Consider the following 25050-nt stretch of genomic DNA (forward strand, 5'->3'; position numbering starts at 1 on the left):
GTAAAACTAAGCAGGATCGAATCCATAGCCATGGGTTTTGATGTCGATCTCGCAAAGTTCCCCTAGTAATTCCGCATCTGATTCTGTGTAAAATCCCCGCCAATCGCGTGCGCGGTTACTTTGGTTGGCGACAGGCACCACTGGGGTGAACCCTAAATGGGCGCAAAGCGGTGCCATGTCCTCAGCCAAATGTTCTAGCCGAATATATAGATCCGCATGAACGCGACCTGCCCCGTCAATCATGTAGCTTTCAAACGGGTTGTTGCGAAACGTGGTTTGGGTCAGCGGATCATTTAGAAACCGCGAGAACCCTTTGGATTTCGCCAATGTCACAGCCGGATGCTCGAAGTTCTGCGACTTCAGCCAGTGATAATAGCTAACCATCCGGTCCCACGGATTGCGCACGAGTGTGAAGGTGAACAGCGTCTCCATCTCGTCGCGCGTAATCAGCCCTTCAGCATCCGCCAACGTTGAGTGTTTCCACAAGCGCCCTGCCGTTTTTACACCTTTTAGCTTTCCGCGTCGCTTAACCGCCTTCGGCGTATCACCTATCATAATGTCATCGGCTTTGGCGCGATCTTCCAGCGCCAGTGCCATCGCCGTGCCGCCCGTTTTTGGAATGTGAACAAAGATATAGCCGCGCCCGCGTGAAATAATCATTTCGACGACCTCAGGGCGATGATCGAGCCGGAAACGACAATACATGCAACACCAAGAAGCGCGATTGAGCCCAGCGTTTGACCCCACATAAGCCAGCCAAACAACGCCGCGAACACGATCAATGAATACTCGTTTATTGCCACGTAAGACGCCTCACCCAATTGATACCCACGTGTTAGCAGGCCCACACCGATAATACTGCCGACAGCTTGTGCTAATGTAACCCAGACCATTCGCGCGTCCATGGGAACCCAGCCACGGTGCAGCCAGCCATCGACGCCGGCTGGGGCATCTATCGGCCAGATGCTCAGCACTGTGAGCCCGATAAAGCCATACACACCCAGAATTGCGAAATAGGACAATGTCATAACCAGCGTGCTTTCGCCCTCGCACCAATCCCGTGTTCCAATCGCGCCGATCGCGTAGAATACGCCTGCGGTTATGGGAACGAACGCTAACGCGGTTATGTTGCCGTCTTGTGGCCAGACAACCATGACCGCCCCGGCAAACCCCACAGCAACCGCTAGCCAGCGCCAAAGGCCAATCGTTTGTCCGCGCGACAAGACTGAAAGGATCAGCACAAAAATCGGCGCGGTAAACAGTCCTGCAACCACGACCCCAATGGGTAGAAATGCAAGGCATCCGAAATAGATAAGCAACGCAGTGCCCGTAAAGAAATTCCGTGCCAGCACGTGCCATGGACGCAGCGCACGCAACGTGCCGAGCCCAAGAAGCGACAGTGCGATCAACATCGGAACTGTCGCGCTGGATCTCGCGGCTTGAAACAACCACAGGCTTGAGCGGTCCGAAATAATCGGGATCAAATTGTCTACGACGCCCAGCACGAACATGCCGCTTAGCGTGCAGATCATCGACAGCTTAGGGTCCGTGGTTTGCATGGGTGTTCGTCCTTTGGCGCACTGTCCCAATGGCGGCCGTCTTATGCCAGCCCCAAAACGACGTTTTTGTGTATTTGACTTTCAGGCAAACTGCGACACTCTGGTCTTCGTGAAGCAGGGAGGCCACGACATGGGTTGGATGAAAGACGAGACAGGGTTGGATAAGAACCCCGCAAATTACGTGCCGCTGTCCCCGCTCAGCCATCTGGCACGTGCAGCGAAGGTTTTCACCAACCGTGAGGCGCTGGTCTATGGCGACATGCGCCTGACCTACGCGCAATATCATGAAAGGGTTTCCCAGCTTGCCAGTGCGCTAAAAATGTCAGGCGTAAAGCCGGGCGATGTTGTCGCCACGCTGCTGCCGAACGTCCCCGCACAGGCCGAGGCCCATTTTGGTGTTCCTGCCTGCGGCGCGGTTCTGAACACGATAAACATTCGGCTGGATGTGGACACGGTCGCGTACATCTTTGATCACGGTGAAGCTAAAGTGGTGTTGTGCGACAGCCAGTTCCTGCCCGTGTGCATGCAAGCAATTGATCTGATGGACGGCGAAGCGCCACTGGTGGTTGAGGTACCCGATGCGCAAGCTGGCGTCCCTGAGATCGGCGAACAAATCGACTATGAAACGTTTTTGGACGCGGGCGATCCTAACTTTGATTGGATGCTGCCAGAAGACGAGTGGGAAAGCATCTCGTTGAATTACACATCTGGTACCACTGGCCGGCCCAAGGGCGTCGTTTGTCACCACCGCGGTGCATATTTGATGACCACGGGCACGCCAATCACATGGCGCATGACGCTGCATCCACGATACTTGACGATTGTGCCGCTGTTTCACTGCAACGGCTGGAACCACACATGGATGATGCCAAGTTTGGGCGGCACTGTGATTTGTTGCCGCGATATTACGGCGGCAGCGATCTATAATGCGATTGCTGATGAAGGTGTGACGCATTTCGGTGGTGCGCCTATCGTGTTGAACCTACTTGTGAACGCCAAAGACACCGACCGCCGCGATTTCGACCATACCGTTGAGGTCTTTACCGCAGGCGCACCCCCTGCGCCTGCAACGCTCGCAGCGATTGGCGATTTGGGGTTCAACGTGCAACAGGTCTACGGGCTAACGGAAACCTATGGCCACGTCACCGAATGCCTCTGGAACGAAGACTGGGACGCACTTTCTGCCGACGATCAGGCGGCGATCAAAGCCCGCCAAGGCGTGGCATTTCCCCAAATGGAAGACATTACCGTCATGTCCGAAGACATGCAGCAAGTGCCGATGGACGGCGCGACACAGGGCGAAATTGTAATCCGCGGCAATTCGGTGATGAAGGGCTATCTAAAGAACCCAGACGCCACGGCCAAGGCGTTCAGAGGCGGGTATTTTCATTCAGAAGACCTCGCCATTCAGCACCCTGACGGATCGATGCAAATTGCCGATCGCGCCAAAGACATTATCATTTCAGGTGGCGAGAACATCTCAAGTGTTGAAGTCGAGGGGACATTGATGGGGCATCCAGACGTCATGTTGTGTGCCGTGGTGGCCATGCCTGATGACAAGTGGGGCGAAGTCCCGTGCGCCTTTGTTGAGCTGAAAGAAGGACGGAGCGGAGACGAAGCCATGCTCATCGCGTTCACCCGCGAACGGTTAGCAGGGTTCAAATGCCCCAAGAAAGTCGTTTTCGGTGAGCTGCCCAAAACATCGACTGGGAAAATCCAAAAGTTCGAATTGCGAAAGACTTTCAAATGATTAAGCCGTTGCTCCTAGCCCTCGCACTGTCTGCGACCGGTGCACATGCCATGGTGATTGGCGGAAAGATCGTCGATCAAACCGGCACGGGCGAATTTGAAATTCTTGATCCCACCACGGGGTTCACAGTCGGCAGCGATAATTTTGACAGCTGCAATTTGTTCGCCTTCGATGAGGACCAGAACATCGTGCTGTCCGAACCGATCCGCGTTGATATCGGACCAAACAGCGGCATGATCGCGCAAGGCACCGAAGTCGCCAGCCACTATGTGTTTTTCGACAGCGTGAACGGCACACATTTCGGGTATGTGGATTTCGACGCGCCAATCCTTGGCGTCGCCGCCTTCCAAGACACGATGGGCGCGACCGATTTTCTGGCAAATACGGATGTGTTTTACATCGGCGAGGAATTACGCGGCCTTGAAAACGGTGATCGTGCGTGGATTGATCCAGACAACCCTGACCGATTGTGGGTGTCTTGGGCCGGATCATCACCTGGGGATTACATTCGCGTCTTTACGGCTCGATCAGTTGGCGCTGCGATGATGTAGATTTTCCCTGCGATGCCCGCTATGCTTGTAAAAAATGACGCTAAAACGGCGTAAGATCAGGCACCCCGATGACAGCACTAACGGAATTCGACAGACTTGAAAGCGGCGGCCTTTGGAAGGCATCGCCGGATGCGCAGCGCCGCGAGGTGACCGTTTCCTTTGGCAATGCCACGCTGATTATTTCGGATACGGCAGAGCGCCCGTTGACCCATTGGTCGCTTCCGGCTGTAGAACGGTTGAACGTGGGCGAACGCCCTGCCCTGTTTTCACCGGGGTCTGACGCGACTGAAACGCTCGAAATCAGTGACGACATGATGATCGATGCGATGGAAAAGGTGCGCAAGACCGTGAAACGTCGGCGCAGTAAACCGGGTCGTTTGCGTAATATCGGGTTGCTCGCAGGAATAGGCGCTATTGTTGTTGGCGCAGTGGTTTGGTTGCCAGATGCGCTGATCCGTGAGGCCCAGAGCGTTGTGCCACCCGTGCAACGCGCTGAAATTGGCGCAACGTTGCTTGGCCATATCCAACGGATCACGGGGCAAACCTGCCGCAGTCCGCTTGGGACCGCCGCGTTGGAAAAGTTGCACACACGGGCCTTGGGCCCAGACGCAGGTGGGCAGGTTTTCGTTGTGCCGTCTGGCCCTGATACCGCCATTTACCTACCCGGTGGGCTGATCGTAATGAATCGCGACCTCATTGAAGACACCGAAGATCCCGCTGTTGTTGGCGGCCATATCATTGCCGCGGCCGCGCAACTGCGCGCGCGCGATCCGCTTGAGGCTTTGCTAAAGGAATCCGGCATCGGCACGACCTTCAACTTGCTCACCCAAGGCGAAATTCCACCCGATACCTTGCGTAGCTACGCTGAAACACTGTTCGCGAACCCACCCGTGCGTGCCAGCGATGAAATCTTGCTTGAGATGTTCGCCAATGCCCAGCTACCCAGCACCCCCTACGCCTACGCCGTTGATGTCACCGGTGAATCCACACTTGGGCTAATCGAAGCCGACCCAACACAAGGCGCTGAGGCATCTGAGCTGTTAAGTGATGCGGAGTGGATTAGCCTGCAAGGGATTTGCGGCTAATCTATCGAGCAAAGAAAAGGCCCTGCGTCGTCATGCAAGGCCCTTCCTCGGGAGAACTGTCCAAACTCGTATTAGCGGCGCGTGAACGCGCCTGAATGACCTGCGCCGCGGGCTGTACCCAATGCGCTTTGCAACTGGCTTTCGCTTCCGAATGGGCCAGCCAAAACGATGCGCATTTCACGACCATTCTGGTTGAACACGCCAATCCGCATTGGAAGGCCGCGTGACCGCAGGGATTGCGCGATATTCTGCGCTTGGTTGCGGGTCTCAAACGTGCCGACCTGAACATAACGGTGACCACTGATCTGTTCGCGGCGCTGTGGTTGCGGGGCAGCTGCAGGCGTGGTGACACGTGGTTGTTGCGTCGCAACCTGCGGGGCACGCGGTGCAGTCGCATATCGCACGACGTTAGACGGCGTTTGCGTGTAGGACCCTGCCGGAATGCCGCGCTGGGTGTTCAAACGACCATCACCCCAGACGCGCGCATAGCCATCCGGAACGACCGGCGCAGAAAGCGCGTAGCTGTTTGTTGGGTTTGAATAGGGTGGCGGATCCTGACCGAGTAGGCTTGCAACGTAACCCTGCCGCGACACGGAACTACGCGCACGCGAAACGATCTCCGGATCAGCAGTTGTACCTGAAGGTGCTGCAGCTAAACGCGTGTTCACATTTGGCGTGAACGTTGAGCCCGGCGCGCTATCAAGCGGATTGGAATACCGAGCGCGGTTCAATTGGTCTCTAATTTGCGCTGGCCTTGGATCGACCGTCGCGCCTGGTGCCATATCAAGCGGGTTGGAATATGGGCGCTGCGGCAAAGCAAGGTCTGCTTGAAGTCGCGCAAATGTACCTTGCGTCGTTGGTGCTGGAACCGCTTGCTGCTCACATTGAATAGGTTGGCCCGTGATTGCGCTGATGTACTGGCGACCTGATGCAATCATGTCTGCACATGCTTGCGCACGCGTCAGGCGGGTCTGCGCCGCGGCAGGTGCTTGAACAGCCGGACTAGGCGCTGCGGCCGCAACTTGTGGCGCAGGTTCGCGTCCACCGCAATCGATGGGCTGACCTGTGCGTTGGCTAATGAAATTCGGCTGAATACCAGTCAAACCCTCACAAGCCTGCGCCCGCGTAATGATGCGTGGCTCTACGACGGGTTCGGTGATCACGCGCGGCGATGGTGCGGCTGCTTGTGTTCCCACGTTGGCAGCCTGTGGAGCTGGAGGGGTGATCGTCCCAACGGATGCCGCTGGACGTATCGCGCGTGGTGCTGGTGCGGCAGCTGCGACCACTGGGGGCTGAACAACAGGTGCGGGCGCGGGCTGGACTAGGGCCGGCGCTGGTGCTTCAGCAACGACCGGAGCAGGTGCTGCGGGCGCTGGTGCTGGTGCTGGTGTCTGCGCTGCGGGGGTTGGTGCCGGCGCTGGGGCTGGGGTTGGTTCTGGCTCAGCCAGCGCGGCAACGGGACGTGAGGAACCGCTCGGTTGGAACCCACAAAGCTGCTCTCTGCTGCGCGACACCCGTGGAACCCAATTTGTAGTTCCACCAATTCCGGCACGAACAAAAACACACCCACGACTGTCGATGTATTGGTTGGACGTAAAGGATGACGGCGGGATCTCCGCGGGGCCATTTGCATTTCGCAAGCTTTGCGCGTTTGAAGCGCCGCCAATCAGCGACGCGACGATCGCAACAGTCGACAGTAATCCAGAAGTTCGGCCAAAAATATACATAGTTATCCCCACAAGATATTGTGGAATAATGCCGAACAATGCCTAATATGTAAAGGGATTGTCCCCCTTATTTTGTGCCAAACATACGGTCACCCGCATCCCCTAGTCCCGGTACAATATATCCATTGTCATTCAAGTGACTATCAACAGAAGCTGTCACAATCGGCACATCAGGATGGGCTTCTTTCATTGCTGCGATACCTTCGGGCGAGGCGAGCAAGCACAAGAATCGAATATTTTTCGCACCGGATTTCTTCAACAAATCAATCGCTGCAATTGACGAGTTACCAGTGGCCAACATCGGATCAACCGCGATCACGAGACGCTCATTCATGTTATCTGGAACTTTGAAATAGTATTGAACGGGTTGCAGGGTTTCCTCATCACGATAGAGCCCAACAAACCCCACGCGCGCTGAAGGGATCAGTTCCAGCATCCCGTCAAGCAGCCCATTACCTGCCCGTAAAATCGAAATCAGCGCCAATTTGCGCCCCTCGAGCGTTGGCGCATCCATCGGTTCCATTGGGGTTTCGATCTGCTTTGTCGTCATCGGCAATTCGCGTGTGACTTCATAGGCGAGCAACTGCGAAATCTCACGAAGAAGCTGACGGAACACGGCCGTTGACGTGTTCTTGTCTCGCATCAGGGTCAGCTTATGCTGCACCAACGGGTGTTTGACATGGGTAAGGTGCGGCAGGTCAGTCATGCGGTTTCCAATCGTTTGGCAATTTTAGAACGTGTTGCATCGTCACAGAACGCCGCCGCGAGGGCGGTTTCATTGACGCCTTTGAAATCTTCCTCACCCCATCCGAACGTTTGGGAAAGCATGTCGAATTCATTGGTCATTGTGGTGCCGAAAAAGGGCGGATCATCAGTAGAAACAGTAACCTTAACACCCGCATCGCGCAGCCGTTGGATAGGATGTTCAGACCACCCGCCTGTGGCTTGCAAGAACACGTTTGATCCGGGGCAAACCTCAAGCACGACATCGGCGTCGATGATTTGCCGCATCAAGGCGGGGTCTTTGATGGCGTCTACACCGTGACCAATACGCGTGACCTTCAGGTCGCGAAGTGTGGCTGCGATCATCTCGGGACCGCCCCATTCACCGGCATGGCATGTCAATTCCAATCCCGCTTCACGCGCCATATCATAAGCATAGGCAAAGTCTGTAGGCGTACCGAAGTTTTCAGCGCCGCCCATCCCAAACCCTGTTACGAAGTCACCCTTGGTTTCGGCCGCACATTTGGCGGCGGCTTTCGCCTTATCTGACCCGAAATGGCGCACACAGGTCGCAACACATTTCAACGTGATCCCCAAGTCGCGGTCCGCCTCATCTGCGGCCATCTGGATGGCATCAAGGTATTCGCGCCAAGCGGTCACATCACCACCACCGCAGAAGTCCGGTGAGATGAACGTCTCTTGATAGACAACACCATGCGATGCGCTTTCCTCAAGGATGGCTTTCGTCAGACGGTAAAAATCCTGTGGGCCTTGCAGAGTCGTGCAAGCGGCCTCGTAAACCTCAAGGAAGTGATCGAAATCGCGATAGGCATATGTGCCGTCCGCGTTAAATATCCCGCTGATATCAAGAGACTTTTCTTTCGCTAGACCACGGATGAACGCAGGCGGTGCGCAGCCTTCGATGTGCGTGTGAAGTTCCACTTTGGGCATTGATTTATAGGTCATAGAAAGCTCCGTCCGTTACCCTGTGCGGGAATGCTCAAATGGGTCGCGATGGACGCGGCAACATCGACAAAATTGATCTGGCCAAGATTACGGGACCCGATCCCGTGAACCAAGACGGGCACCTGTTCGCGGGTGTGATCCGTGCCGACCCATGTCGGGTCGTTGCCGTGATCCGCAGTGATGCACAACATGTCGCCATCCCGCAGTTTCGGCAGCAGTTTAGCGAGTTCCGCATCAAACCATTCAAGGTGGCGCGCATAGCCGGAAACATCACGACGATGCCCATAAAGGCTGTCAAACTCGACGAAATTCGCAAAGACCAACCCGCCATCCGGCGCAGTATCGATCATGTCAGATAAGTGTTCCATCAGGGTTGTATCTGCTCCTTTACGGACTTCATCAATCCCGCGCATTGAGAAAATATCACCAATCTTACCAATCGCTTGTACGGATCGCCCTGCATTTTCCGCCCAGTCGCAAAGCGTTGGCGAAGGCGGCGCGATGGCGTAGTCATGACGGTTCAGCGTGCGCTCAAACTTACCCTCTTCGCCCACGAATGGTCGCGCGATTACGCGCCCAACTTTTAGGTCATGCAACATCGGCGCGAGGTCTTGGCAAAGCTTAAGCAAGCGATCCAGCCCAAAGTGTTCTTCATGGGCTGCGATCTGCAAAACGCTATCCACAGACGTATAGCAAATCGGCCAACCCGTGCGGATGTGCTCGGCGCCAAAATCGTCAATCACCTGCACACCAGAGGCATGACAGTTGGCGAGGATACCGTCCGTTCCGGCCAGCGCGCAGATGCGGGCGGTGACGTCGTCAGGGAAAGTCGGCGTTGTGTCTGGAAACGTGTGCCAGTCCCACGGCACCGGGACCCCCGAAAGCTCCCAGTGGCCAGACGGCGTGTCCTTGCCGATGCTGACCTCACGCGCAGATGCATAGGCCCCCGTTGGTGCAGGCCAACCAAGTTCAAGACCAGTTGCTAGCTTCATCGCGGCCTCTGCCCCCAGCGCATTTAGTGTCGGGATTTTGAGTGGGCCAGTACGCCCGTCTTCTACCTGCCCCGCCGCACAAGCCTGTGCGATATGGCCCAGCGTATTGGCACCTGTATCGGGTGTGTCGCCGTTGAAAAAGTCCGCAGCATCAGGTGCGCCGCCAATGCCAACGCTGTCTATCACAACGAGAAACGCGCGATTCTTTGTCTGGCTCATGGGTTGATCCGCTCAATAATAAGGTCTTCAAATTCAGTAGGCTCGCCTATCTTAACGGCCCCAAGCACCGCAAGTGCCGCATCATGCGCGCTGTCTTCGTCCGCGGCATGAATTGTCGCGATAGGATCCCCGCGGGACACTTTGGTGCCAAGTGGAAGGACATCTGACAAACCAACACGCGGATCAATACGGTCCGTTTCAACCTGCCGCCCACCGCCCATTTGAACCACCGCAAGACCAAGCGCCTCACCGTTGATCGTTGCGATCGTTCCATCTTTGGGCGCAAGGACATCCCCGATCACAGGGGCTTTGGGAAGGTGCGTGTGCCAGTCTTCGGCAATATCTGGCGGCCCACCCATCGCGCGAACCATCGATGCAAAACAAACCATCGCATGACCGGATGAGATCGCCGCCGTAACACGTTCTTCAGCTTCGCCTTCGGCATGTCCAGCAAGCGCCAGCACTCGTGCACAAAGAGCGACGGTCAGATCATGTAATCGAGGCGCAGCCGCGCGGTTGCCCGACAGAATTTCAAGACAGGTGGCAACCTCAACTGCATTCCCCAAACTCGGGGCAAGTGGTTGGGACATATCGGTAATGAAGGCAGCAGTCGGCGTACCCGCGCCATTGGCGGTAGAAACCAGCGCATTTGCCAGTTTCACAGCCTCAGCTGGGGTCTTCATAAACGCACCGCTGCCGGCCTTTACATCCAGAACCATTCCATCCAGCCCCGCAGCGAGCTTCTTGGACAGGATAGACGCGCAGATCAAATCAACACTCTCAACTGTCGCAGTTACATCCCGAATAGCATATAAACGTTTATCGGCTGGGGCGATGGCCTTGGTAGCACTGACAATCGCGCAGCCAATATCACGTGTGACGGACCGGAACGTCGCTGGTGGAACATCGGTACTTAGGCCCGGGATCGCCTCGAGCTTATCCAGCGTGCCACCCGTATGCCCAAGGCCGCGCCCAGACACCATCGGCACGAAGACATCACAAGCCGCAAGGGCGGGCGCGAGGATAAGCGAAACCGGATCACCGACCCCGCCGGTTGAATGCTTATCCAACACCGGGCCAGGCAAATCCCATTTCATCACATCGCCGCTGTCACGCATTCCGGTTGTGAGAGCGACGCGCCCTTCATCACTTAACCCATTCAAACAAACGGCCATCGCAAAGGCACCTGCTTGTGCATCGGACACCGCACGCGTCGCCAAACCACTGGCAAACCACGTTAATTCCTCGGAAGTTGGGTCTTCCTTACGGCGGACTTTGGCTATGATCGCACGCGCATCCATACTAAGCTTTCGCCATATGGTCGGCTGTAAATTTACCCGGAAGCAAATCGCCTACCGTCATTTGCAATGTCGAGCCGTCCATTGTCGACATCGTGACAACCACATCAGCCCCAGCAAATTCTGCAATTTTCTGGCGGCATCCACCACATGGCGGCACCGGAGCAGGCGCATCCGCGATCACGGCGATCTCAGCTATCTCGCGTTCGCCAGCCGCACACATCGCAGCAATCGCCCCTGCTTCGGCGCAAGTACCTTCTGGATAGGCGACGTTTTCGACATTAATGCCTGTAAAAATAGACCCATTCGCGGTGCGTAGCGCGGCACCTACTTTGAAATTCGAATATGGTGCATAGGCGTTTTCGCGCACAGCGCGGGCGTCATCAAGCAAGGACATGGCAGCTCCTATTGTTCAAGGCAGATTGGGCCGCAACGCCGCTAAGTTCAAGCCGCAGAAGTGGTAAACGTTCCGGCAAGCGTTACTTCAAGCAATTCGATATCATCGCTGGGGTCGCTATATCGCGTGGCCATATTTGGCGGGATTACAAAGGCATCGCCAGCTGCCAACCGATAAGGTTCCTTGCCTTCGCCTTCCAAAGTCATCTCGCCTTCCATCACGAAGGTAAAGTGAATGTCGGCATCATGCTTTGTCCACTCTGGCGCACCCTCACCGCGCCGAACAACTTGCACACCCGCGACAGATTTGGTGGCGTCATTGATCGTGGTGTCACGTGCGATGAAACCTTGAAGGCGAAACGGCGGCCACGGCGCGTCCGCGCCAACGTTATGGACAAACCGCTGTCCCTGCCATTCACGTTCAGGGCGTAAATCAGGCGTTGGCAACGTCATTTCATGTTCGATTTCAGTGACATGTTCGGCAGGTACGCCAATCTCAATCACCTCGATGCCATCCGATGCTTCTAACACACGGTGGCGAATTTCGGGCGGCTGAATAAAACAATCACCCGCATGCAGGCGGATCGGACCGCCTTGGTCTTCGTACAAAACATCGACCCAACCACGGTAACAATAGATCAGCTGAAAACCGACCTTATGATAGTGCACCAGGTCAGGAACCGGTCCACCGTCGGGGATACGAATATGGCTTGCGATGATGGATCCACCAAGGCGGTTTGGGATCAGATCGCGGTAGTGCATCCCCGCCCGTCCGATAACCCACGGCGCTTGATCCGCAAGGCGACGGACGACAAAAGCGTGGTCCGTCTGCGGCAAATGAAGCGGAGGGTTAAGTGCATCGATCTCAACAACCGTCCCACCAGGCGACGTCAGCGCACGGCTATCTGAAAAATCAGCGTCATCGGTCAGAATGCGCAGATGCCCCGCGCCTGTGGACAAAGAACTATCCAATCTAACGCGCAGCCCGTGGCCAGAAAAAACAGCAACGGACGGATCATCAGCGGGGTAAATTGAGTCCATCCGCATCTTAAGCGTCTTGGTAAAGAAACCGATGTCCGTCGCAAGGGCAGTCGTCGGCAAGCACACTTCAGCGCGGGTTTCGACAGCCTTATTCATCGTGACAAACAAGCCCCCGTTTCATCGCCCCCCAACGCGCCGCCTGTTGCAGCGCATGCTTCAGCTGCGGCTCCGGCAGCGATCGCAGCGTCATGCAAATACTCATTGTCGCTAATGCAAATGAATGTTGGATCGGAAATCATTAGCCCAGTCAGACGAATACTTGTTGACCCGACATGCTGACACGTCAGCGTTGTACCGCCATAGGTTTCCCATAAAAAGTCGACGTACGTCTCGTTCGGCTCAATCCCCCAGATACGTCCGGACCAACCATTGCTTAACAAAATCGTGCCATCACCTGCGGTTCCATCCAATGTGGCTTCGGCGACATCGCCAATTTCCGCACTCGCAAATGTTGGGAATAATGAGATAAGACAGAACAAGAGATGCTTCATGACCTAGACCTTCTATACTTTCGGGCGAATTACCAACACGTTTCAAATCGACGCTTTTATTCACCGTGAAGCCCAGTTTAATGATTTGCAAGAGAGTGCATCTTGCGCATGCTATCCAGATCATGTTTCTTAATCCAAACAAAGTAGTTTAACGTTAAACTACTTTTTCAAACGCCCGAATAGATTGGTAACATATGTCCGATACGCCCAACGACGATCACAAAAAAGAAACGTTGCGACAGGCGGCATTGGCATACCACCGTCACCCCAAACCGGGGAAACTGGAAATTCGTGCGACAAAGCCGATGGCAAATGGTCGCGACCTTGCACGGGCTTATTCTCCGGGTGTCGCAGAAGCCTGCCTTGAGATTAAGGATAACCCAGCCACGGCGCAGGACTACACCGCGCGCGGTAACCTCGTGGCTGTTGTCACGAACGGATCTGCAGTTCTTGGGTTGGGCAACATCGGGGCGCTTGCCAGTAAGCCGGTGATGGAAGGTAAGGCGGTTTTGTTCAAGAAATTCGCCAATATCGACTGTTTTGATATCGAGCTGAACGAACCTGATCCTGAAAAACTGGCAGATATCGTTTGCGCGTTGGAGCCGACATTTGGCGCGATCAACCTTGAAGACATCAAAGCGCCTGAGTGCTTTATAGTCGAAAAGCTTTGCCGTGAGCGGATGAATATTCCGGTGTTCCACGACGACCAACACGGCACCGCAATTGTAGTCGGTGCTGCTGCGACGAACGCTTTGATGGTATCGAAAAAGAAATTCGAAGACATCAAAATCGTCAGCACTGGCGGGGGCGCGGCTGGAATTGCCTGCCTTAACATGCTGCTTAAGCTTGGTGTAAAGCGAGAGAACGTTTGGCTCTGTGATATTGAGGGCCTCGTCTATGAGGGCCGCGAAAAGGACATGACGCCGCAAAAGGCGGAATTCGCGCAAGGGACGACACCCGCAACGTTGGATGACGTGATTGATGGCGCAGATATGTTCCTCGGTTTGTCCGGCCCGGGCGTGTTAAAGCCTGAAATGGTTGCGAAAATGACGAAAGCCCCGATCATTTTTGCGCTGGCGAACCCGAACCCGGAAATCACCCCTGATGATGCCCGCAAAGTCGCCCCAGATGCGATTATGGCTACAGGTCGCAGCGATTTCCCGAACCAAGTGAACAACGTGTTGTGCTTCCCGTTCATCTTCCGTGGCGCGCTGGATGTTGGCGCAACGGAGATCAACGATGCGATGAAAGTCGGCTGTGTTGAAGGCATTGCCGCCCTCGCCCGCGCCACGACATCCGCCGAAGCGGCCGCCGCCTATAAGGGCGAACAGATGACGTTCGGCGCGGAATACCTCATTCCTAAACCGTTCGACCCGCGCCTGATGGGTGTTGTCGCTTCTGCTGTTGCAAAGGCCGCAATGGAAACGGGCGTTGCAACTAAATCCGTTGATTTGGACGACTACAAAGCAGAACTGGACGCGTCAGTCTTTAAATCTGCGATGCTGATGCGCCCCGTGTTTGAAGCAGCAGCAACCGCGTCCCGCCGGATCGTGTTTGCTGAAGGCGAAGACGAACGCGTGCTTCGTGCCGTCCAAGCCGTGCTGGAAGAAACCACCGAAACGCCAATCCTGATCGGCCGCCCCGAGGTCATTGCGGGCCGCGCAGAACGTGCTGGCCTTGATATCGACGTTAGCAAGCTGGACATCGTGAACCCCGAAAACGATGCCCGCTACCGCGATTATTGGGAAACATATCACAGCCTTATGTCGCGCCGCGGCGTTTCACCCGACATTGCCCGCGCTGTGATGCGCACCAACACCACCGCGATTGGCGCAGTCATGGTTCAGCGCGGAGAGGCCGATAGCCTGATCTGCGGCACCTTCGGCCAGTTCCGCTGGCACCTCAATTACATTGAACAAATCTTGGGCAAAGACCACAAAGTCCAAGGTGCCCTAAGCATGATGATCCTAGAAGACGGGCCGCTGTTTATTGCCGACACACATGTGCGCTCAGAACCGACACCGGAACAGATTGCACAGACTGCGATTGGGGCTGCACGCCATGTGAAACGCTTTGGACTTAAGCCGAACATCGCGTTTTGTGCCCAATCCCAGTTTGGCAATCTGGACTGCGACACCGGCACCAGAATTCGCGCTGCGATGTCAATTCTCGACGCCCAGAAAGTTGATTTCGCTTACGAGGGCGAGATGAATGTAGATGCTGCACTAGACCCCGACCTGCGCGAACGCCTGCTACCACATGGCCGCATGAAAGGTGTCGCCAACGTGTTGATCTTTGGCCATGCAGACGCTGCTGGCGGGGTCCGCAACATCCTGAAGATGAAAGCGGGCGGTCTTGAGGTTGGGCCAATTCTGATGGGCATGGGCAACCGCGCGCACATCGTCACACCGTCCATCACACCGCGTGGCTTGCTTAATATGGCTGCGATTGCTGGAACACCGGTCAAGAACTACGGGTAGATCTTAAAGAGGCGTAATCGTCCCCACGTTGGTCTGAGAACCGAATTTCCAAACTAATCCTGTTGCCTTGAATGGCGACAGGAACACAGTCTTCGGATAAACCGCCGACTTCGATGCACAGCTCATCGTTTAAGATACGCCACGTGAGGGGCTCTTGCCCGCGATCCGCGACTTCGTTCAACGCAAACAAGCCCTTTCCATCCGCGTAGAATTCAAAAACCAACGGACCGCCATCAGGGTCTGGGGACGGCAACACAACGCGCGTGTCGTCCAGCCCATTGCTTGGTTCTCCACCACTTGGCGTCATACAACCAGAAAGCCCAAAAGCGAGCATGGCGGTTAAAGTGAAACGAAACATAGAGACGACCTTTCAAAGCGAGACGACCCTCAGACTGACGAACGAAGGCGAATGCTGCAAGCCCTTCTGTTTAAATAGCAATCAACCTGCGGTTTCGCTTGTGGGCCTGCAGTTAATGTCTAAGTTCTGCGCAAAACCAGATGGAGATTTTATGCCCCGTATCGCCCTAGCGCTTGCAGCCACCGTATCCCTTTCCCTTGCCGCCTGTATGGAGCCCACAAGCCAAGGCGAACCTCTCACGGGGGACGCACTTGAAGCGCGCCTAAGCGGACAGGTCATGACAATACGGCCGCTCGATCCTGTATTGGGTACGCCAACCCGTGCTGAACTCAGCCCCGATGGAACCGTGGTTCTGTCTTACGCCAATGGCGAAGTCGCGAACCTTCGTTGGAAGGTCGAAACTCAAGGGTTGTGCTTCCCCCTTCGATCAGATCCGAACGAATTCTCCTGCCGCAATATCGTAATAACCTCGGGCAACCGTTTCTCGATTTACGATACGAGGTTTGGCGGCGGTAAGATTGCAACCGGTACGCTGACACCACTTTAGAAGCAGATCGATTCTGTTCAACGCCCCTAAGCCTGTTCGCAACTTTGCAAGTAAAGCCGATCAACTTAGCAATTCTCATCATTGCGAAGGTGTTTGCAAATATTTGCAACGCCGACCTGCGACATTTTGCAAACTCTGCACAAGTTCGGCGCTAACAGCCTTGCCCCATGCCCCCTGCACGGCCTATCCCTATGGCAAATAGGGGGGAATACCATGGGATACCGGGACGTTTACGAAAACTGGCAGGCCGATCCAGAAGCATTCTGGATGAAGGCGGCTGAGGCAATCGATTGGGACAAAGCCCCAACAAAGGCTTTGTTCGACGAAAATGCCCCACTTTATGAATGGTTCAGCGATGCCAAGGTAAACACCTGCTACAACGCGGTGGATCGCCACGTCGAAAATGGCCGCGGTGAGCAAACCGCGATCATCTACGACAGCCCTATCACTCATACCAAACGCGAGATTTCTTACGTTGAACTGCGCAACCGCGTGGCCAGCCTTGCTGGCGCTTTGCGCGCTAAGGGCGTCGAAAAAGGCGATCGCGTCATCATCTATATGCCAATGATCCCTGAAGCACTTGAGGCGATGCTTGCCTGCGCGCGTATTGGTGCGGTGCATTCGGTTGTATTTGGCGGTTTTGCCGCCAATGAGCTGGCCGTGCGCATTGATGATGCAACCCCCAAAGCCATCATCGCCGCGTCCTGCGGTTTAGAGCCAAACCGTGTTGTCCACTATAAGCCACTGGTTGATGGCGCTATTGAACTGGCCGAACACAAGCCCGATTTTTGTGTCATTTTACAGCGCGAACAAGAGGTTGCGGAACTCATCGAAGGCCGTGACTTCAATTGGCATGGTTTCCAGTACGGTGTTGAGCCTGCTGAATGTGTTCCTGTTGAGGGCAACCACCCCGCCTATATTCTTTACACTTCCGGCACGACAGGCGCCCCTAAAGGCGTTGTGCGTCATACGGCGGGCCACTTGGTTGCGTTGAATTGGACGATGAAGAACATCTACAACGTCGATCCGGGCGACGTGTTCTGGGCCGCGTCAGATGTCGGTTGGGTCGTTGGGCACAGCTACATTTGCTATGCCCCGCTGATCCACGGCAACACCACGATTGTGTTTGAAGGTAAGCCCGTTGGAACGCCCGACGCAGGCACGTTCTGGCGCGTGATCGAAGAACATAACGTTAAATCCTTCTTCACCGCACCAACGGCTTTCCGCGCCGTGAAGCGTGAAGACCCGACAGGTGAGTTCGTAAAGAAATATGACCTGAGTTGCCTTGATCAAGTGTTCCTCGCCGGTGAACGTGCCGACCCAGACACGATCATCTGGGCGCAAGACCAACTGGGTAAACCTGTGATCGACCATTGGTGGCAGACTGAACTCGGCTACCCCGGTGTGTGTAACCCAGTCGGCATTGAACTACTGGACGTCAAACTCGGCAGCCCATCCGTACCGCTTCCAGGGTACGAGATGAAAATCCTCGATGATGACGGAAACGAACTCCCTAAAGGCGAGCTCGGCGCGATTGCGATCAAGCTGCCCCTGCCCCCTGGTACATTGCCGACGCTTTGGAACGCCGAAGACCGCTACCGCAAAAGCTATCTCAATACCTTCCCCGGCTACTACGAGACCGGCGATGCAGGCATGATCGACGAAGACGGCTACCTCTACATCATGGCGCGCACCGATGACGTGATTAATGTTGCTGGCCACCGCCTTAGCACGGGCGGCATGGAAGAAGTCCTTGCCGCGCATCCTGACGTTGCTGAATGTGCCGTTATAGGCGTAACGGACCAACTTAAGGGCCAACTACCGATGGGGTTTGTCTGCTTGAACAAGGGCACGACGACCAGCGAAGAAGACGTCATCAAAGGCTGTGTCAAACTGGTGCGCGAAAAAATCGGGCCCGTTGCTGCGTTCAAACTCTGCACGGTCGTGGATCGCCTGCCTAAGACCCGTTCCGGTAAAATCCTACGCGGCATCATGGTGAAAATCGCTGACAGCGCAGAATACAAAATGCCGGCTACGATCGATGATCCAGTGATCTTGGATGAGATCAAAGAAGCCTTGAAGCCGATGGGCTATGCAAAAGGGTGATGGTAAAATCTGGATTTGGGGGGGGGCATTTATCGCCCTCCTGACCCTTAGCAAATTCATTCCTTTCTACATCTTGGCCGTTTTTATCGTTGCAGGCGTTTTGGCAGCGATCCTCTGGGACAGCCGCCGCAAATCAGCGCCGCCCAAACGGACTGTTGAGCCGAAACCAGCGGGAACTTTCAAAACACCACTTGGCGCTGTGCGGGTCTTTGACGATCTGGACGTGCACAAGACCCTACATCTAAGGCACGCGGACGGCGTTACCTTTGTGGAGGTCGAACTTCAGAATAACGGCGATGCCCCCCTTGGACCGCTCTCTTTTGAGCTCGCTATCACCTTCTCCAATTTCTTTGGAAATCCGGCAAAAAGCGGAAACCACTTGGACGGCTTCGTGCTTTCCCCTGCACCCGAGCCAATAACGCTTACCCCCAAAGAACAGCGTAAGTTCATCGTTTACCGCTCAGATGCTCCGTCAAGTTTGCCATCGGGCGAGGGCCGGCATGCGCGTATTCAGGCAGTACTGAATGATCTAAAGACCGCGCCCGACCTCATCAGCTATCTCGAAAACGATAGAACCGAGGCCTTCCATCTAAACCTGAGGGTCGGCGATCACAGCCACACGGCATATCTCACAGGGGCGCAGATCAACGGACAACGACCTTAGGCAAACTGTTCCCGGATAAGACGTTCTTCCAAACCATGCCCCGGATCAAACAAGATACGGTGCTCAATCTCGGGTGCAGACCAAACTTCGACCGAAGCCACGTCTTTGACCGAAATGCCATCTGCATCCGCATTCACGGGTCGTTTGTCGGCGTTGGTCACTTCAAATGTCACGCGCGCGCCCTGTGGCAGCAACGCACCGCGCCAGCGACGCGGGCGGAATGGCGCAACGGCAGTCAGGGCCAACACGTTTGACCCAATCGGCACGATTGGCCCGTGGGCAGAATAGTTATAGGCGGTTGATCCGGCGGGCGTAGACAGCAGCGCACCGTCACACACCAGTTCTTCCATGCGCATTTTTCCATCAACGTGGATACGCAATTTCGCGGCCTGCGGTCCGGCGCGCAGCAGGGAAACCTCATTAATCGCCAGTGCCTTATGCTCAGTTCCGTCCACACAGGTCGCAGCCATGTGCAACGGATTGATCACCTCTTCTTCCGCCTTCGCGAGACGGTCCCGCAGTCCTTGGGCCGAGAAACTGTTCATCAAAAAACCAACTGTCCCGCGGTTCATCCCGTAAACGGGCGCGGGCAGATGCTGGGTGCCGTGCAGGGTTTCCAACATGAAACCATCCCCGCCAAGGGCGACGATAATGTCCGCATCTTCAACAGAAACGCCGCCATACTGCGACGTCAGCGCGGCCTTGGCCTGCTGCGCGATTGGCGCATCGCTGGCCACAAATGCGAGCTTGGCTTGCTTGGATTTATCAACGGACATGGGCATACTTTCGAGGTTGAAACCTGTTGTCCCCCGCCGCCAGTAGAAACGCAAGTCGCACAACAGCGCGAACCTGTCGGGATCGATATAAAGATAATGAAGAATTTGGGGTTTTATGCAGCATAGGGACAGCTTATCAGCGACCCCAATGCATGCTCCAAAGGATATCGCTATGACTGCTGCCACAAAAGACAAAGGTTTCTTCACCGAAAGCCTTTCCACCCGTGATCCAGAAATTGCTGCCGCAATTGGCGCCGAACTTGGCCGTCAGCGCAACGAGATCGAGTTGATCGCATCCGAAAACATTGTCTCCGCCGCCGTTATGGAAGCCCAAGGCAGCGTGATGACGAACAAGTACGCCGAAGGTTACCCAGGCCGCCGCTACTACGGTGGCTGCCAGCACGTTGACGTCGCTGAAAACCTCGCGATTGACCGTGCCAAGCAGTTGTTCAACGTTGAATACGTAAACGTTCAGCCGAACTCAGGCTCCCAAGCCAACCAAGGTGTCTACCAAGCGTTGATTAAGCCGGGCGATACCATCCTAGGCATGTCACTGGACGCTGGTGGTCACCTCACACACGGTGCCAAGCCAAACCAGTCCGGCAAAATATACAACGCCGTCCAGTACGGCGTGCGCAAGCAAGACAGCCAACTGGACTACGACCAAGTTCAAGAACTCGCGACTGAGCATCAGCCAAAGCTGATCGTTGCAGGTGGGTCCGCGATCCCACGCATCATCGATTTCAAGCGCATGCGCGAGATTGCTGACAGCGTTGGTGCTTACCTTTTGGTCGACATGGCCCACTTTGCAGGTCTGGTCGCGGCAGGCATCTACCCGTCCCCGTTCCCACACGCCCACGTCGCCACCACAACAACGCACAAAACATTGCGCGGCCCACGCGGTGGTATGATCGTCACCAACGACGAAGCACTGGCGAAAAAGTTCAACTCAGCGATCTTCCCAGGCATCCAAGGTGGCCCACTGATGCACGTCATCGCGGGTAAAGCCGTGGCCTTTGGCGAAGCACTGCGCCCTGAGTTCAAAGCCTACCAAAAGCAGGTTGTAGCAAACGCGCAGGCGTTGGCGGACCAGTTGATGAAGGGTGGCCTCGACATCGTCACAGGCGGTACAGACAGCCACGTGATGCTTGTTGATCTGCGTCCAAAGGGCGTGAAGGGCAATGAGACAGAACACGCACTGGAACGCGCCCACATCACTTGCAACAAAAACGGCATCCCGTTTGACCCTGAAAAGCCTATGGTCACGTCCGGTGTGCGCCTTGGCTCCCCTGCGGGAACGACACGCGGTTTCACGGAAGTTGAATTCCGCATGATCGCGGATTGGATTGTCGAAGTGGTCGACGGGTTGGCCGCAAACGGCTCAGACGGCAACGCTGAGGTTGAAGCCAAGGTCGCGGCTGAAGTCGAAGCACTGTGTCAGAAGTTCCCGATGTATCCAAACCTTTGATGCTCTGCACAAATCGTAATCAAAGCCGCCGTGGACATCCGCGGCGGCTTTGGCTTTTCTAGCACCATGCAAAACCCAAGCACCTTTGAGACACGTATCGAACGCCCTGTCCGCGCACGCCTGCCTGTTCGCACAGCAGGCCCCGTGGTTTTCATCCTTAAACACGCGTGGGCGTGCCTGTTCGCCGGCCTCATCCTGATCGCTGTCATCGGCACCAAAGCCGTCTGGTCCTCTGATTGGCACATCAACCGCTATGACGCGCTCTTTGGCATCGCTCTGGCGATCCAAATCGCCATGTTGGCGTTTAAGCTAGAGACTTGGCAAGAAGCCAAAGTCATCGCCCTGTTCCACATCACAGGCACCGCGATGGAGTGGTTCAAAGTTAGCGCTGGATCGTGGGCCTATCCCGAGGACGCGATTTTCATGTTCCTTGGCGTGCCGATGTTCAGCGGGTTCATGTACGCCTCTGTGGGCAGTTACGTCGCCCGCGTGATCCGGCTGTTCGATCTTCGCTTCACGCCCTACCCGCCGTTCTGGATGACCGTGGTGCTAGCTGTGGCAATCTACGTGAACTTCTTCGCCCATCACTTCGTGCCAGACATCCGCTTAGTGCTGTTTGCTGCCACTGCTGTCCTGTTCTGGCAAACCCGCGTGGTGTTTGAACTGGGAAAAACCTACGCGATCCCCCTGCCCTTCGCCGTCCTTTTCGCAAGCTTCTTCCTATGGATCGCGGAAAACGTCGGCACCTTAACCGGCACGTGGGTCTACGCGGGCTCAGCGGCGTTCCAGATGACGTCGTTCAGCAAAATGGGCAGTTGGTATCTGTTGCTTTATGTGGCCTTCGTCACGGTCACAATCGTCGTTCGTAACCCGCTTGATATCAAAGGAATCCGCGCCATAACAGGTAAGCCATAAGTGCGGCGAACACGATAATCAGATTAAAACTGATCACGCCCAGTATGCCCAATACACGGGTCTTACGGCGTTCTTTCGGATCGATGGATTTTAGATGCGCAACCAACAAGTCCCGCGCTTTCACAGCCTTAGCTTCGTCAATCATCAAACGAAGTTTCGGGTGTGCCATCAACTGGCTCGCCTGCGCCAGATAGCGTCCTTCGCGGTGCGCCCATTTCGGCAACAACCGTCCCGCCCGCGCCAACGCCTTTTCCAGCGTCCGGCCCTTGATGCGCAGTCTCTCTTCGATAAGGCTCTGAACCTCATCTGCGTACTTGTTAACAGAATCCCCAGTCATACGTTCAGGCTTAACGACCACGCAGCACCCTTTCAATTCGCACGCTTTGCGCTTACTCAAAAGCGATGCTGAATATCCTCACCTACGGCGACCCTTCGCTCCCGAAACTTCTCATCGCACATGGCCTATTTGGGTCCGCGCGCAACTGGGGCGTCATCGCCAAACGCCTTTCTGACACCTACCACGTCATCACGCCCGACATGCGCAACCACGGCGCAAGCCCTTGGCATGACACGCAAAGCTACTTTGACATGGCAGATGATCTGGCCGAATTACTGGACGAACCCGCATACGTTGTCGGCCATTCAATGGGCGGCAAAGCCGCGATAGTCTTGGCGCTGAAGCACCCGCACCTCATTCGTAAGCTCGTCGTCGCGGATATTGCGCCTGTTGGCTACAGCCATTCCCAAACTCAACACATCAACGCCATGCGCGCCGTTGATCTGCAAGCGGTTGAACGTCGCTCTCAGGCGGGTGAAACACTGGACCCAGACGTCCGCGACTTCCTGCTGCAATCCCTTGATGTGAAAGAAAAACGCTGGACCCTGAACCTAGATGTGCTTGAGGCCGAGATGCCCAAGATCATCGGCTTCCCAGACGTCACAGGCGCCTTTGACGGGCCAACCCTGTTCCTATCCGGCGCCGACAGCGACTACGTCGCGCCAGACCACCGCCCCGTCATAAAATCGCTGTTCCCCAAAGCCCGCTTCGCCAAACTACCGGACGCAGGCCACTGGCTCCACGCACAAAAACCGCGCGAGTTCGAAGCAACCCTGCGCGCCTTCTGCGTCTAAAGATAACAGGACGTCAAAAACACCAACAACGACGCGCCGCCAGCGGCAGCAAGAAAGGCGTGTGGAAGATAATACATGGCCGGCTCCTCATGTGGTCATGAAGGTAATACGGCCCAGCCCCAAACTTCCGTCGCGCGTTTCGGGATTATTTCCCCGTCATCGCCTTGGTGACGTAATAGGTCAGCGGCAGTGCCAGAACAAAGCCCGCCACAGCCGCAATCAGGATCGGCCACATGGTGTCATATCCCGTCACCAGCGCCGCAATAACGAACGTCCCCGCCAGTGATGAGCCGACGATAGAATAAAGAATGGAAGCAAGCCGAAGCATGAGGTGGCTCCTTAAGTGTCAATCAACGCCGCGCACGTGCGCGCGTGTGGGGAGATTGGCATGGATCAGAGCCTGCGGCTTTGATGTGGGTCAAGGATGGGGGGTGAGGAAATTACTTTTTCTTTGCAGCAAGTAAGTTGAATACTTGAGCCAATTTAAGAAGATTTCCAGAGACAGCAACGGCAACCATCAAACCATAAGACATTAAAAAAAAGCCAAACCAAGACAAAAGATCCACAGAGAAGGCTTGTGTCAAAAGAACCGCGAGTAGAGATAGTGTTTGCAAGAGAATAAAATGGAAAAAACTTGCTGATGTCTTCATGTATAAGGAGTCAGCCGCTCCACTCTCCTGTATCCGTTCCATCAGTTTTTCATTGGAAAAGGCCAGTAAGATCGCCATTCCGCCCAACGAAAATGACATCAGGCTTGGAATTATTTCTACGGCAGAGCTGGTCCAGATACGCTCATTTTCAACTTCTTCATTCCAGATTGGATAGCATAAAAAGGAGAAAAAAAGACTCAGCCAAAAATACCATGAAGTCAGTAAGGCCGGCCAACCGCCATAAAGCCTGAAGTAGACCTGAAAAGCATTCAGATCAGAAATATCGTCACTCTCCCGCAACACTTCTAACCCCTGCAGAATCCGTTCCATCAACGTCCTCAACTCGAACGATAACGGTCGGGTAATCGCTTGTCGAGGCTTCCACAGATTTCCCATCTGCATCTTTTCCTTTGCCTCTCACAAGTCCATCAAGCGCAGCCGCCTGCGCCATAAGTTTACTCCGAGCATTAAGGACTAGTGAACGAAAACTCGGGGCTCTTTTCAGAGTTTTGACAACTTCTTTGGCATGTTGGTCCTCCAACTCTTCGTCTAAGATCGCCTTCGCTTCTGGTGAAATTGTATCCGGATTTGGCCTGAATATCTTTATCTCAACCATCGATAGATTCTCGATTTCCAATATCTTTTCAACGCTATCCGAAGCCGGAACAATCTGCACTCTTAGCTCGTCGACGAGATCTATAGCAGCCTCACTCAAAGCCTTTTGAAACGCTACTTCTGCACGACGCGGGGAGACATTTTTTCCTTCATCGTTATTTAGCTCTAAGAAAAGGCGATGGTTTCCGACATTGAACGCGAACTGAAAGGTCCGGCTATTGAGACCTTTGTCAGTTGGTATAGTAACGTCATTACTACTACTCAAAGGAACTTCAACGAAATCGGTCAGGCTTACGACATTTGAGTCTGGGTCAACTGCCATCCAGATTACAAGTCTGCCGGTAAACACATTCCCTCTAGTTGCAGATATGGGTGTAATGGCAGCGTAATAATCACCCCAGTATTTGACCCCGACACCTTCGGCAGCCTCAAAAATCTTTCGGTAGATATCAGAAGGATGAGGTTGCGCCACAACATTAAACACGCCGTAACGTTTCGTTTTAGACTTCGCCATAGTTTCTACCCAGTTTTAAATTCAACCC

At 55.0% G+C, this 25050-nt stretch carries 26 protein-coding genes; 10 read left to right on the forward strand and 16 right to left on the reverse strand.

Features of this window, described 5'->3' with window-relative positions:
• Window positions 1-6: 6 nt before the first annotated feature.
• Together OSB_RS11265 and OSB_RS11270 are read right to left on the reverse strand one after the other, a co-directional pair.
• The gene (locus tag OSB_RS11265; protein WP_049835096.1) at window positions 7-660 is read right to left on the reverse strand and encodes a sulfotransferase family 2 domain-containing protein; all 654 of its coding nucleotides are present in this window, start codon (window positions 658-660) and stop codon (window positions 7-9) included.
• A complete protein-coding gene (locus OSB_RS11270) occupies window positions 657-1559 on the reverse strand; it encodes a DMT family transporter (RefSeq protein ID WP_049835097.1) in 903 nt (300 codons plus the stop codon). The genes OSB_RS11265 and OSB_RS11270 overlap by 4 nt, the downstream gene beginning before the upstream one ends.
• A 130-nt stretch (window positions 1560-1689) precedes the next feature.
• Here OSB_RS11270 and OSB_RS11275 point away from each other — a divergent pair, with 130 nt between their 5' ends.
• The 3 genes from OSB_RS11275 (at window position 1690) to OSB_RS11285 (ending at window position 4945) form a co-directional block, all read left to right on the forward strand.
• Window positions 1690-3309, forward strand: a complete 1620-nt coding sequence (locus tag OSB_RS11275; protein ID WP_049836135.1) for an AMP-binding protein — start codon at window positions 1690-1692, stop codon at window positions 3307-3309.
• On the forward strand, window positions 3306-3860 hold the full coding sequence (locus OSB_RS11280) for a hypothetical protein (protein ID WP_049835098.1): 555 nt from the start codon (window positions 3306-3308) through the stop codon (window positions 3858-3860). Before OSB_RS11275 ends, OSB_RS11280 begins: the two co-directional genes overlap by 4 nt.
• 68 nt (window positions 3861-3928) lie before the next feature.
• The gene (locus tag OSB_RS11285) at window positions 3929-4945 is read left to right on the forward strand and encodes a hypothetical protein (RefSeq protein WP_049835099.1); all 1017 of its coding nucleotides are present in this window, start codon (window positions 3929-3931) and stop codon (window positions 4943-4945) included.
• Window positions 4946-5016: 71 nt separating this feature from the next.
• On the opposite strand, the gene OSB_RS11290 is transcribed toward OSB_RS11285, so the two are convergent.
• The 8 genes from OSB_RS11290 to OSB_RS11325 form a co-directional block, all read right to left on the reverse strand.
• Complete coding sequence (locus tag OSB_RS11290) at window positions 5017-6672, reverse strand: SPOR domain-containing protein (protein WP_049835100.1); 1656 nt, start codon at window positions 6670-6672, stop codon at window positions 5017-5019.
• Window positions 6673-6739: 67 nt separating this feature from the next.
• Window positions 6740-7378: a uracil phosphoribosyltransferase gene (upp, locus tag OSB_RS11295; RefSeq protein ID WP_049835101.1), complete on the reverse strand. Its 639-nt coding sequence runs from the start codon at window positions 7376-7378 to the stop codon at window positions 6740-6742.
• Entirely contained in the window at window positions 7375-8361 is a 987-nt protein-coding gene (locus OSB_RS11300; RefSeq protein ID WP_049835102.1) for an adenosine deaminase, read from the reverse strand. Before OSB_RS11300 ends, upp begins: the two co-directional genes overlap by 4 nt.
• Entirely contained in the window at window positions 8358-9572 is a 1215-nt protein-coding gene (locus tag OSB_RS11305) for a phosphopentomutase (protein WP_049835103.1), read from the reverse strand. Before OSB_RS11305 ends, OSB_RS11300 begins: the two co-directional genes overlap by 4 nt.
• Complete coding sequence (locus OSB_RS11310) at window positions 9569-10873, reverse strand: thymidine phosphorylase (protein ID WP_049835104.1); 1305 nt, start codon at window positions 10871-10873, stop codon at window positions 9569-9571. Before OSB_RS11310 ends, OSB_RS11305 begins: the two co-directional genes overlap by 4 nt.
• Window position 10874: 1 nt before the next feature.
• A complete protein-coding gene (locus tag OSB_RS11315) occupies window positions 10875-11267 on the reverse strand; it encodes a cytidine deaminase (RefSeq protein ID WP_049835105.1) in 393 nt (130 codons plus the stop codon).
• A gap of 47 nt (window positions 11268-11314) precedes the next feature.
• A complete protein-coding gene (locus OSB_RS11320) occupies window positions 11315-12403 on the reverse strand; it encodes a cupin domain-containing protein (RefSeq protein WP_049835106.1) in 1089 nt (362 codons plus the stop codon).
• Window positions 12400-12798 carry a hypothetical protein gene (locus OSB_RS11325; protein ID WP_049835107.1) on the reverse strand — a complete coding sequence of 133 codons (399 nt, stop codon included), beginning with the start codon at window positions 12796-12798 and terminating at the stop codon, window positions 12400-12402. The genes OSB_RS11320 and OSB_RS11325 overlap by 4 nt, the downstream gene beginning before the upstream one ends.
• Window positions 12799-12992: 194 nt before the next feature.
• Between OSB_RS11325 and OSB_RS11330 the strand changes: the two genes are divergently transcribed.
• A complete protein-coding gene (locus OSB_RS11330) occupies window positions 12993-15278 on the forward strand; it encodes an NADP-dependent malic enzyme (protein ID WP_049835108.1) in 2286 nt (761 codons plus the stop codon).
• Here the strand turns inward: OSB_RS11330 and OSB_RS11335 are convergent.
• The gene (locus tag OSB_RS11335) at window positions 15262-15636 is read right to left on the reverse strand and encodes a hypothetical protein (RefSeq protein ID WP_049835109.1); all 375 of its coding nucleotides are present in this window, start codon (window positions 15634-15636) and stop codon (window positions 15262-15264) included. The two genes, OSB_RS11330 and OSB_RS11335, sit on opposite strands and share 17 nt — an antisense overlap.
• A gap of 151 nt (window positions 15637-15787) precedes the next feature.
• Here OSB_RS11335 and OSB_RS11340 point away from each other — a divergent pair, with 151 nt between their 5' ends.
• From OSB_RS11340 to OSB_RS11350, 3 genes are all read left to right on the forward strand, one after another.
• Window positions 15788-16183 (forward strand): hypothetical protein, encoded by a 396-nt coding sequence (locus OSB_RS11340; RefSeq protein ID WP_049835110.1) that lies wholly within the window; start codon window positions 15788-15790, stop codon window positions 16181-16183.
• 213 nt (window positions 16184-16396) lie between these two features.
• Window positions 16397-18289 carry a propionate-CoA ligase PrpE gene (gene prpE / locus OSB_RS11345; RefSeq protein WP_049835111.1) on the forward strand — a complete coding sequence of 631 codons (1893 nt, stop codon included), beginning with the start codon at window positions 16397-16399 and terminating at the stop codon, window positions 18287-18289.
• The gene (locus OSB_RS11350; RefSeq protein ID WP_049835112.1) at window positions 18276-18953 is read left to right on the forward strand and encodes a hypothetical protein; all 678 of its coding nucleotides are present in this window, start codon (window positions 18276-18278) and stop codon (window positions 18951-18953) included. The genes prpE and OSB_RS11350 overlap by 14 nt, the downstream gene beginning before the upstream one ends.
• Here OSB_RS11350 and OSB_RS11355 read toward each other — a convergent pair.
• Window positions 18950-19729: an NAD kinase gene (locus OSB_RS11355; RefSeq protein WP_049836136.1), complete on the reverse strand. Its 780-nt coding sequence runs from the start codon at window positions 19727-19729 to the stop codon at window positions 18950-18952. The genes OSB_RS11350 and OSB_RS11355 overlap by 4 nt on opposite strands.
• 172 nt (window positions 19730-19901) lie before the next feature.
• Between OSB_RS11355 and glyA the strand changes: the two genes are divergently transcribed.
• Window positions 19902-21197 carry a serine hydroxymethyltransferase gene (gene glyA, locus OSB_RS11360; protein ID WP_049835113.1) on the forward strand — a complete coding sequence of 432 codons (1296 nt, stop codon included), beginning with the start codon at window positions 19902-19904 and terminating at the stop codon, window positions 21195-21197.
• 30 nt (window positions 21198-21227) lie between these two features.
• Complete coding sequence (locus OSB_RS11365) at window positions 21228-22112, forward strand: DUF817 domain-containing protein (protein WP_234967376.1); 885 nt, start codon at window positions 21228-21230, stop codon at window positions 22110-22112.
• On the opposite strand, the gene OSB_RS11370 is transcribed toward OSB_RS11365, so the two are convergent.
• Window positions 22078-22470 carry a hypothetical protein gene (locus OSB_RS11370; RefSeq protein WP_049835114.1) on the reverse strand — a complete coding sequence of 131 codons (393 nt, stop codon included), beginning with the start codon at window positions 22468-22470 and terminating at the stop codon, window positions 22078-22080. The two genes, OSB_RS11365 and OSB_RS11370, sit on opposite strands and share 35 nt — an antisense overlap.
• Window positions 22471-22514: 44 nt before the next feature.
• Here OSB_RS11370 and OSB_RS11375 point away from each other — a divergent pair, with 44 nt between their 5' ends.
• Entirely contained in the window at window positions 22515-23243 is a 729-nt protein-coding gene (locus tag OSB_RS11375) for an alpha/beta fold hydrolase (RefSeq protein WP_049835115.1), read from the forward strand.
• Window positions 23244-23388: 145 nt separating this feature from the next.
• On the opposite strand, the gene OSB_RS11380 is transcribed toward OSB_RS11375, so the two are convergent.
• From OSB_RS11380 to OSB_RS11390, 3 genes are all read right to left on the reverse strand, one after another.
• Window positions 23389-23571, reverse strand: a complete 183-nt coding sequence (locus OSB_RS11380) for a hypothetical protein (protein ID WP_049835116.1) — start codon at window positions 23569-23571, stop codon at window positions 23389-23391.
• A gap of 112 nt (window positions 23572-23683) precedes the next feature.
• Complete coding sequence (locus tag OSB_RS11385; protein WP_049835117.1) at window positions 23684-24223, reverse strand: hypothetical protein; 540 nt, start codon at window positions 24221-24223, stop codon at window positions 23684-23686.
• Window positions 24180-25022, reverse strand: coding sequence for a DUF4747 family protein (locus OSB_RS11390; protein ID WP_049835118.1), 843 nt, complete (start codon window positions 25020-25022; stop codon window positions 24180-24182). The genes OSB_RS11385 and OSB_RS11390 overlap by 44 nt, the downstream gene beginning before the upstream one ends.
• Between the last annotated feature and the right edge of the window lie 28 nt (window positions 25023-25050).

Origin of the sequence: Octadecabacter temperatus, from assembly GCF_001187845.1 — a bacterium.
Classification (GTDB): Bacteria; Pseudomonadota; Alphaproteobacteria; order Rhodobacterales; family Rhodobacteraceae; genus Octadecabacter; species Octadecabacter temperatus.

Excerpts from the sequence above, each read along its gene's own strand:
- OSB_RS11335 (WP_049835109.1), bottom strand. The coding sequence starts at position 15,636 with ATGTTTCGTTTCACTTTAACCGCCATGCTCGCTTTTGGGCTTTCTGGT.
- OSB_RS11285 (WP_049835099.1), top strand. The coding sequence starts at position 3,929 with ATGACAGCACTAACGGAATTCGACAGACTTGAAAGCGGCGGCCTTTGG.
- OSB_RS11310 (WP_049835104.1), bottom strand. The coding sequence starts at position 10,873 with ATGGATGCGCGTGCGATCATAGCCAAAGTCCGCCGTAAGGAAGACCCA.
- OSB_RS11290 (WP_049835100.1), bottom strand. The coding sequence starts at position 6,672 with ATGTATATTTTTGGCCGAACTTCTGGATTACTGTCGACTGTTGCGATC.
- OSB_RS11350 (WP_049835112.1), top strand. The coding sequence starts at position 18,276 with ATGCAAAAGGGTGATGGTAAAATCTGGATTTGGGGGGGGGCATTTATC.
- OSB_RS11325 (WP_049835107.1), bottom strand. The coding sequence starts at position 12,798 with ATGAAGCATCTCTTGTTCTGTCTTATCTCATTATTCCCAACATTTGCG.
- OSB_RS11330 (WP_049835108.1), top strand. The coding sequence starts at position 12,993 with ATGTCCGATACGCCCAACGACGATCACAAAAAAGAAACGTTGCGACAG.
- glyA (WP_049835113.1), top strand. The coding sequence starts at position 19,902 with ATGACTGCTGCCACAAAAGACAAAGGTTTCTTCACCGAAAGCCTTTCC.
- OSB_RS11380 (WP_049835116.1), bottom strand. The coding sequence starts at position 23,571 with ATGCTTCGGCTTGCTTCCATTCTTTATTCTATCGTCGGCTCATCACTG.
- OSB_RS11355 (WP_049836136.1), bottom strand. The coding sequence starts at position 19,729 with ATGTCCGTTGATAAATCCAAGCAAGCCAAGCTCGCATTTGTGGCCAGC.
- OSB_RS11305 (WP_049835103.1), bottom strand. The coding sequence starts at position 9,572 with ATGAGCCAGACAAAGAATCGCGCGTTTCTCGTTGTGATAGACAGCGTT.
- OSB_RS11320 (WP_049835106.1), bottom strand. The coding sequence starts at position 12,403 with ATGAATAAGGCTGTCGAAACCCGCGCTGAAGTGTGCTTGCCGACGACT.
- OSB_RS11270 (WP_049835097.1), bottom strand. The coding sequence starts at position 1,559 with ATGCAAACCACGGACCCTAAGCTGTCGATGATCTGCACGCTAAGCGGC.
- OSB_RS11275 (WP_049836135.1), top strand. The coding sequence starts at position 1,690 with ATGGGTTGGATGAAAGACGAGACAGGGTTGGATAAGAACCCCGCAAAT.
- upp (WP_049835101.1), bottom strand. The coding sequence starts at position 7,378 with ATGACTGACCTGCCGCACCTTACCCATGTCAAACACCCGTTGGTGCAG.
- OSB_RS11375 (WP_049835115.1), top strand. The coding sequence starts at position 22,515 with ATGCTGAATATCCTCACCTACGGCGACCCTTCGCTCCCGAAACTTCTC.
- OSB_RS11385 (WP_049835117.1), bottom strand. The coding sequence starts at position 24,223 with ATGGAACGGATTCTGCAGGGGTTAGAAGTGTTGCGGGAGAGTGACGAT.
- OSB_RS11280 (WP_049835098.1), top strand. The coding sequence starts at position 3,306 with ATGATTAAGCCGTTGCTCCTAGCCCTCGCACTGTCTGCGACCGGTGCA.
- OSB_RS11265 (WP_049835096.1), bottom strand. The coding sequence starts at position 660 with ATGATTATTTCACGCGGGCGCGGCTATATCTTTGTTCACATTCCAAAA.
- OSB_RS11340 (WP_049835110.1), top strand. The coding sequence starts at position 15,788 with ATGCCCCGTATCGCCCTAGCGCTTGCAGCCACCGTATCCCTTTCCCTT.
- prpE (WP_049835111.1), top strand. The coding sequence starts at position 16,397 with ATGGGATACCGGGACGTTTACGAAAACTGGCAGGCCGATCCAGAAGCA.
- OSB_RS11390 (WP_049835118.1), bottom strand. The coding sequence starts at position 25,022 with ATGGCGAAGTCTAAAACGAAACGTTACGGCGTGTTTAATGTTGTGGCG.
- OSB_RS11300 (WP_049835102.1), bottom strand. The coding sequence starts at position 8,361 with ATGACCTATAAATCAATGCCCAAAGTGGAACTTCACACGCACATCGAA.
- OSB_RS11315 (WP_049835105.1), bottom strand. The coding sequence starts at position 11,267 with ATGTCCTTGCTTGATGACGCCCGCGCTGTGCGCGAAAACGCCTATGCA.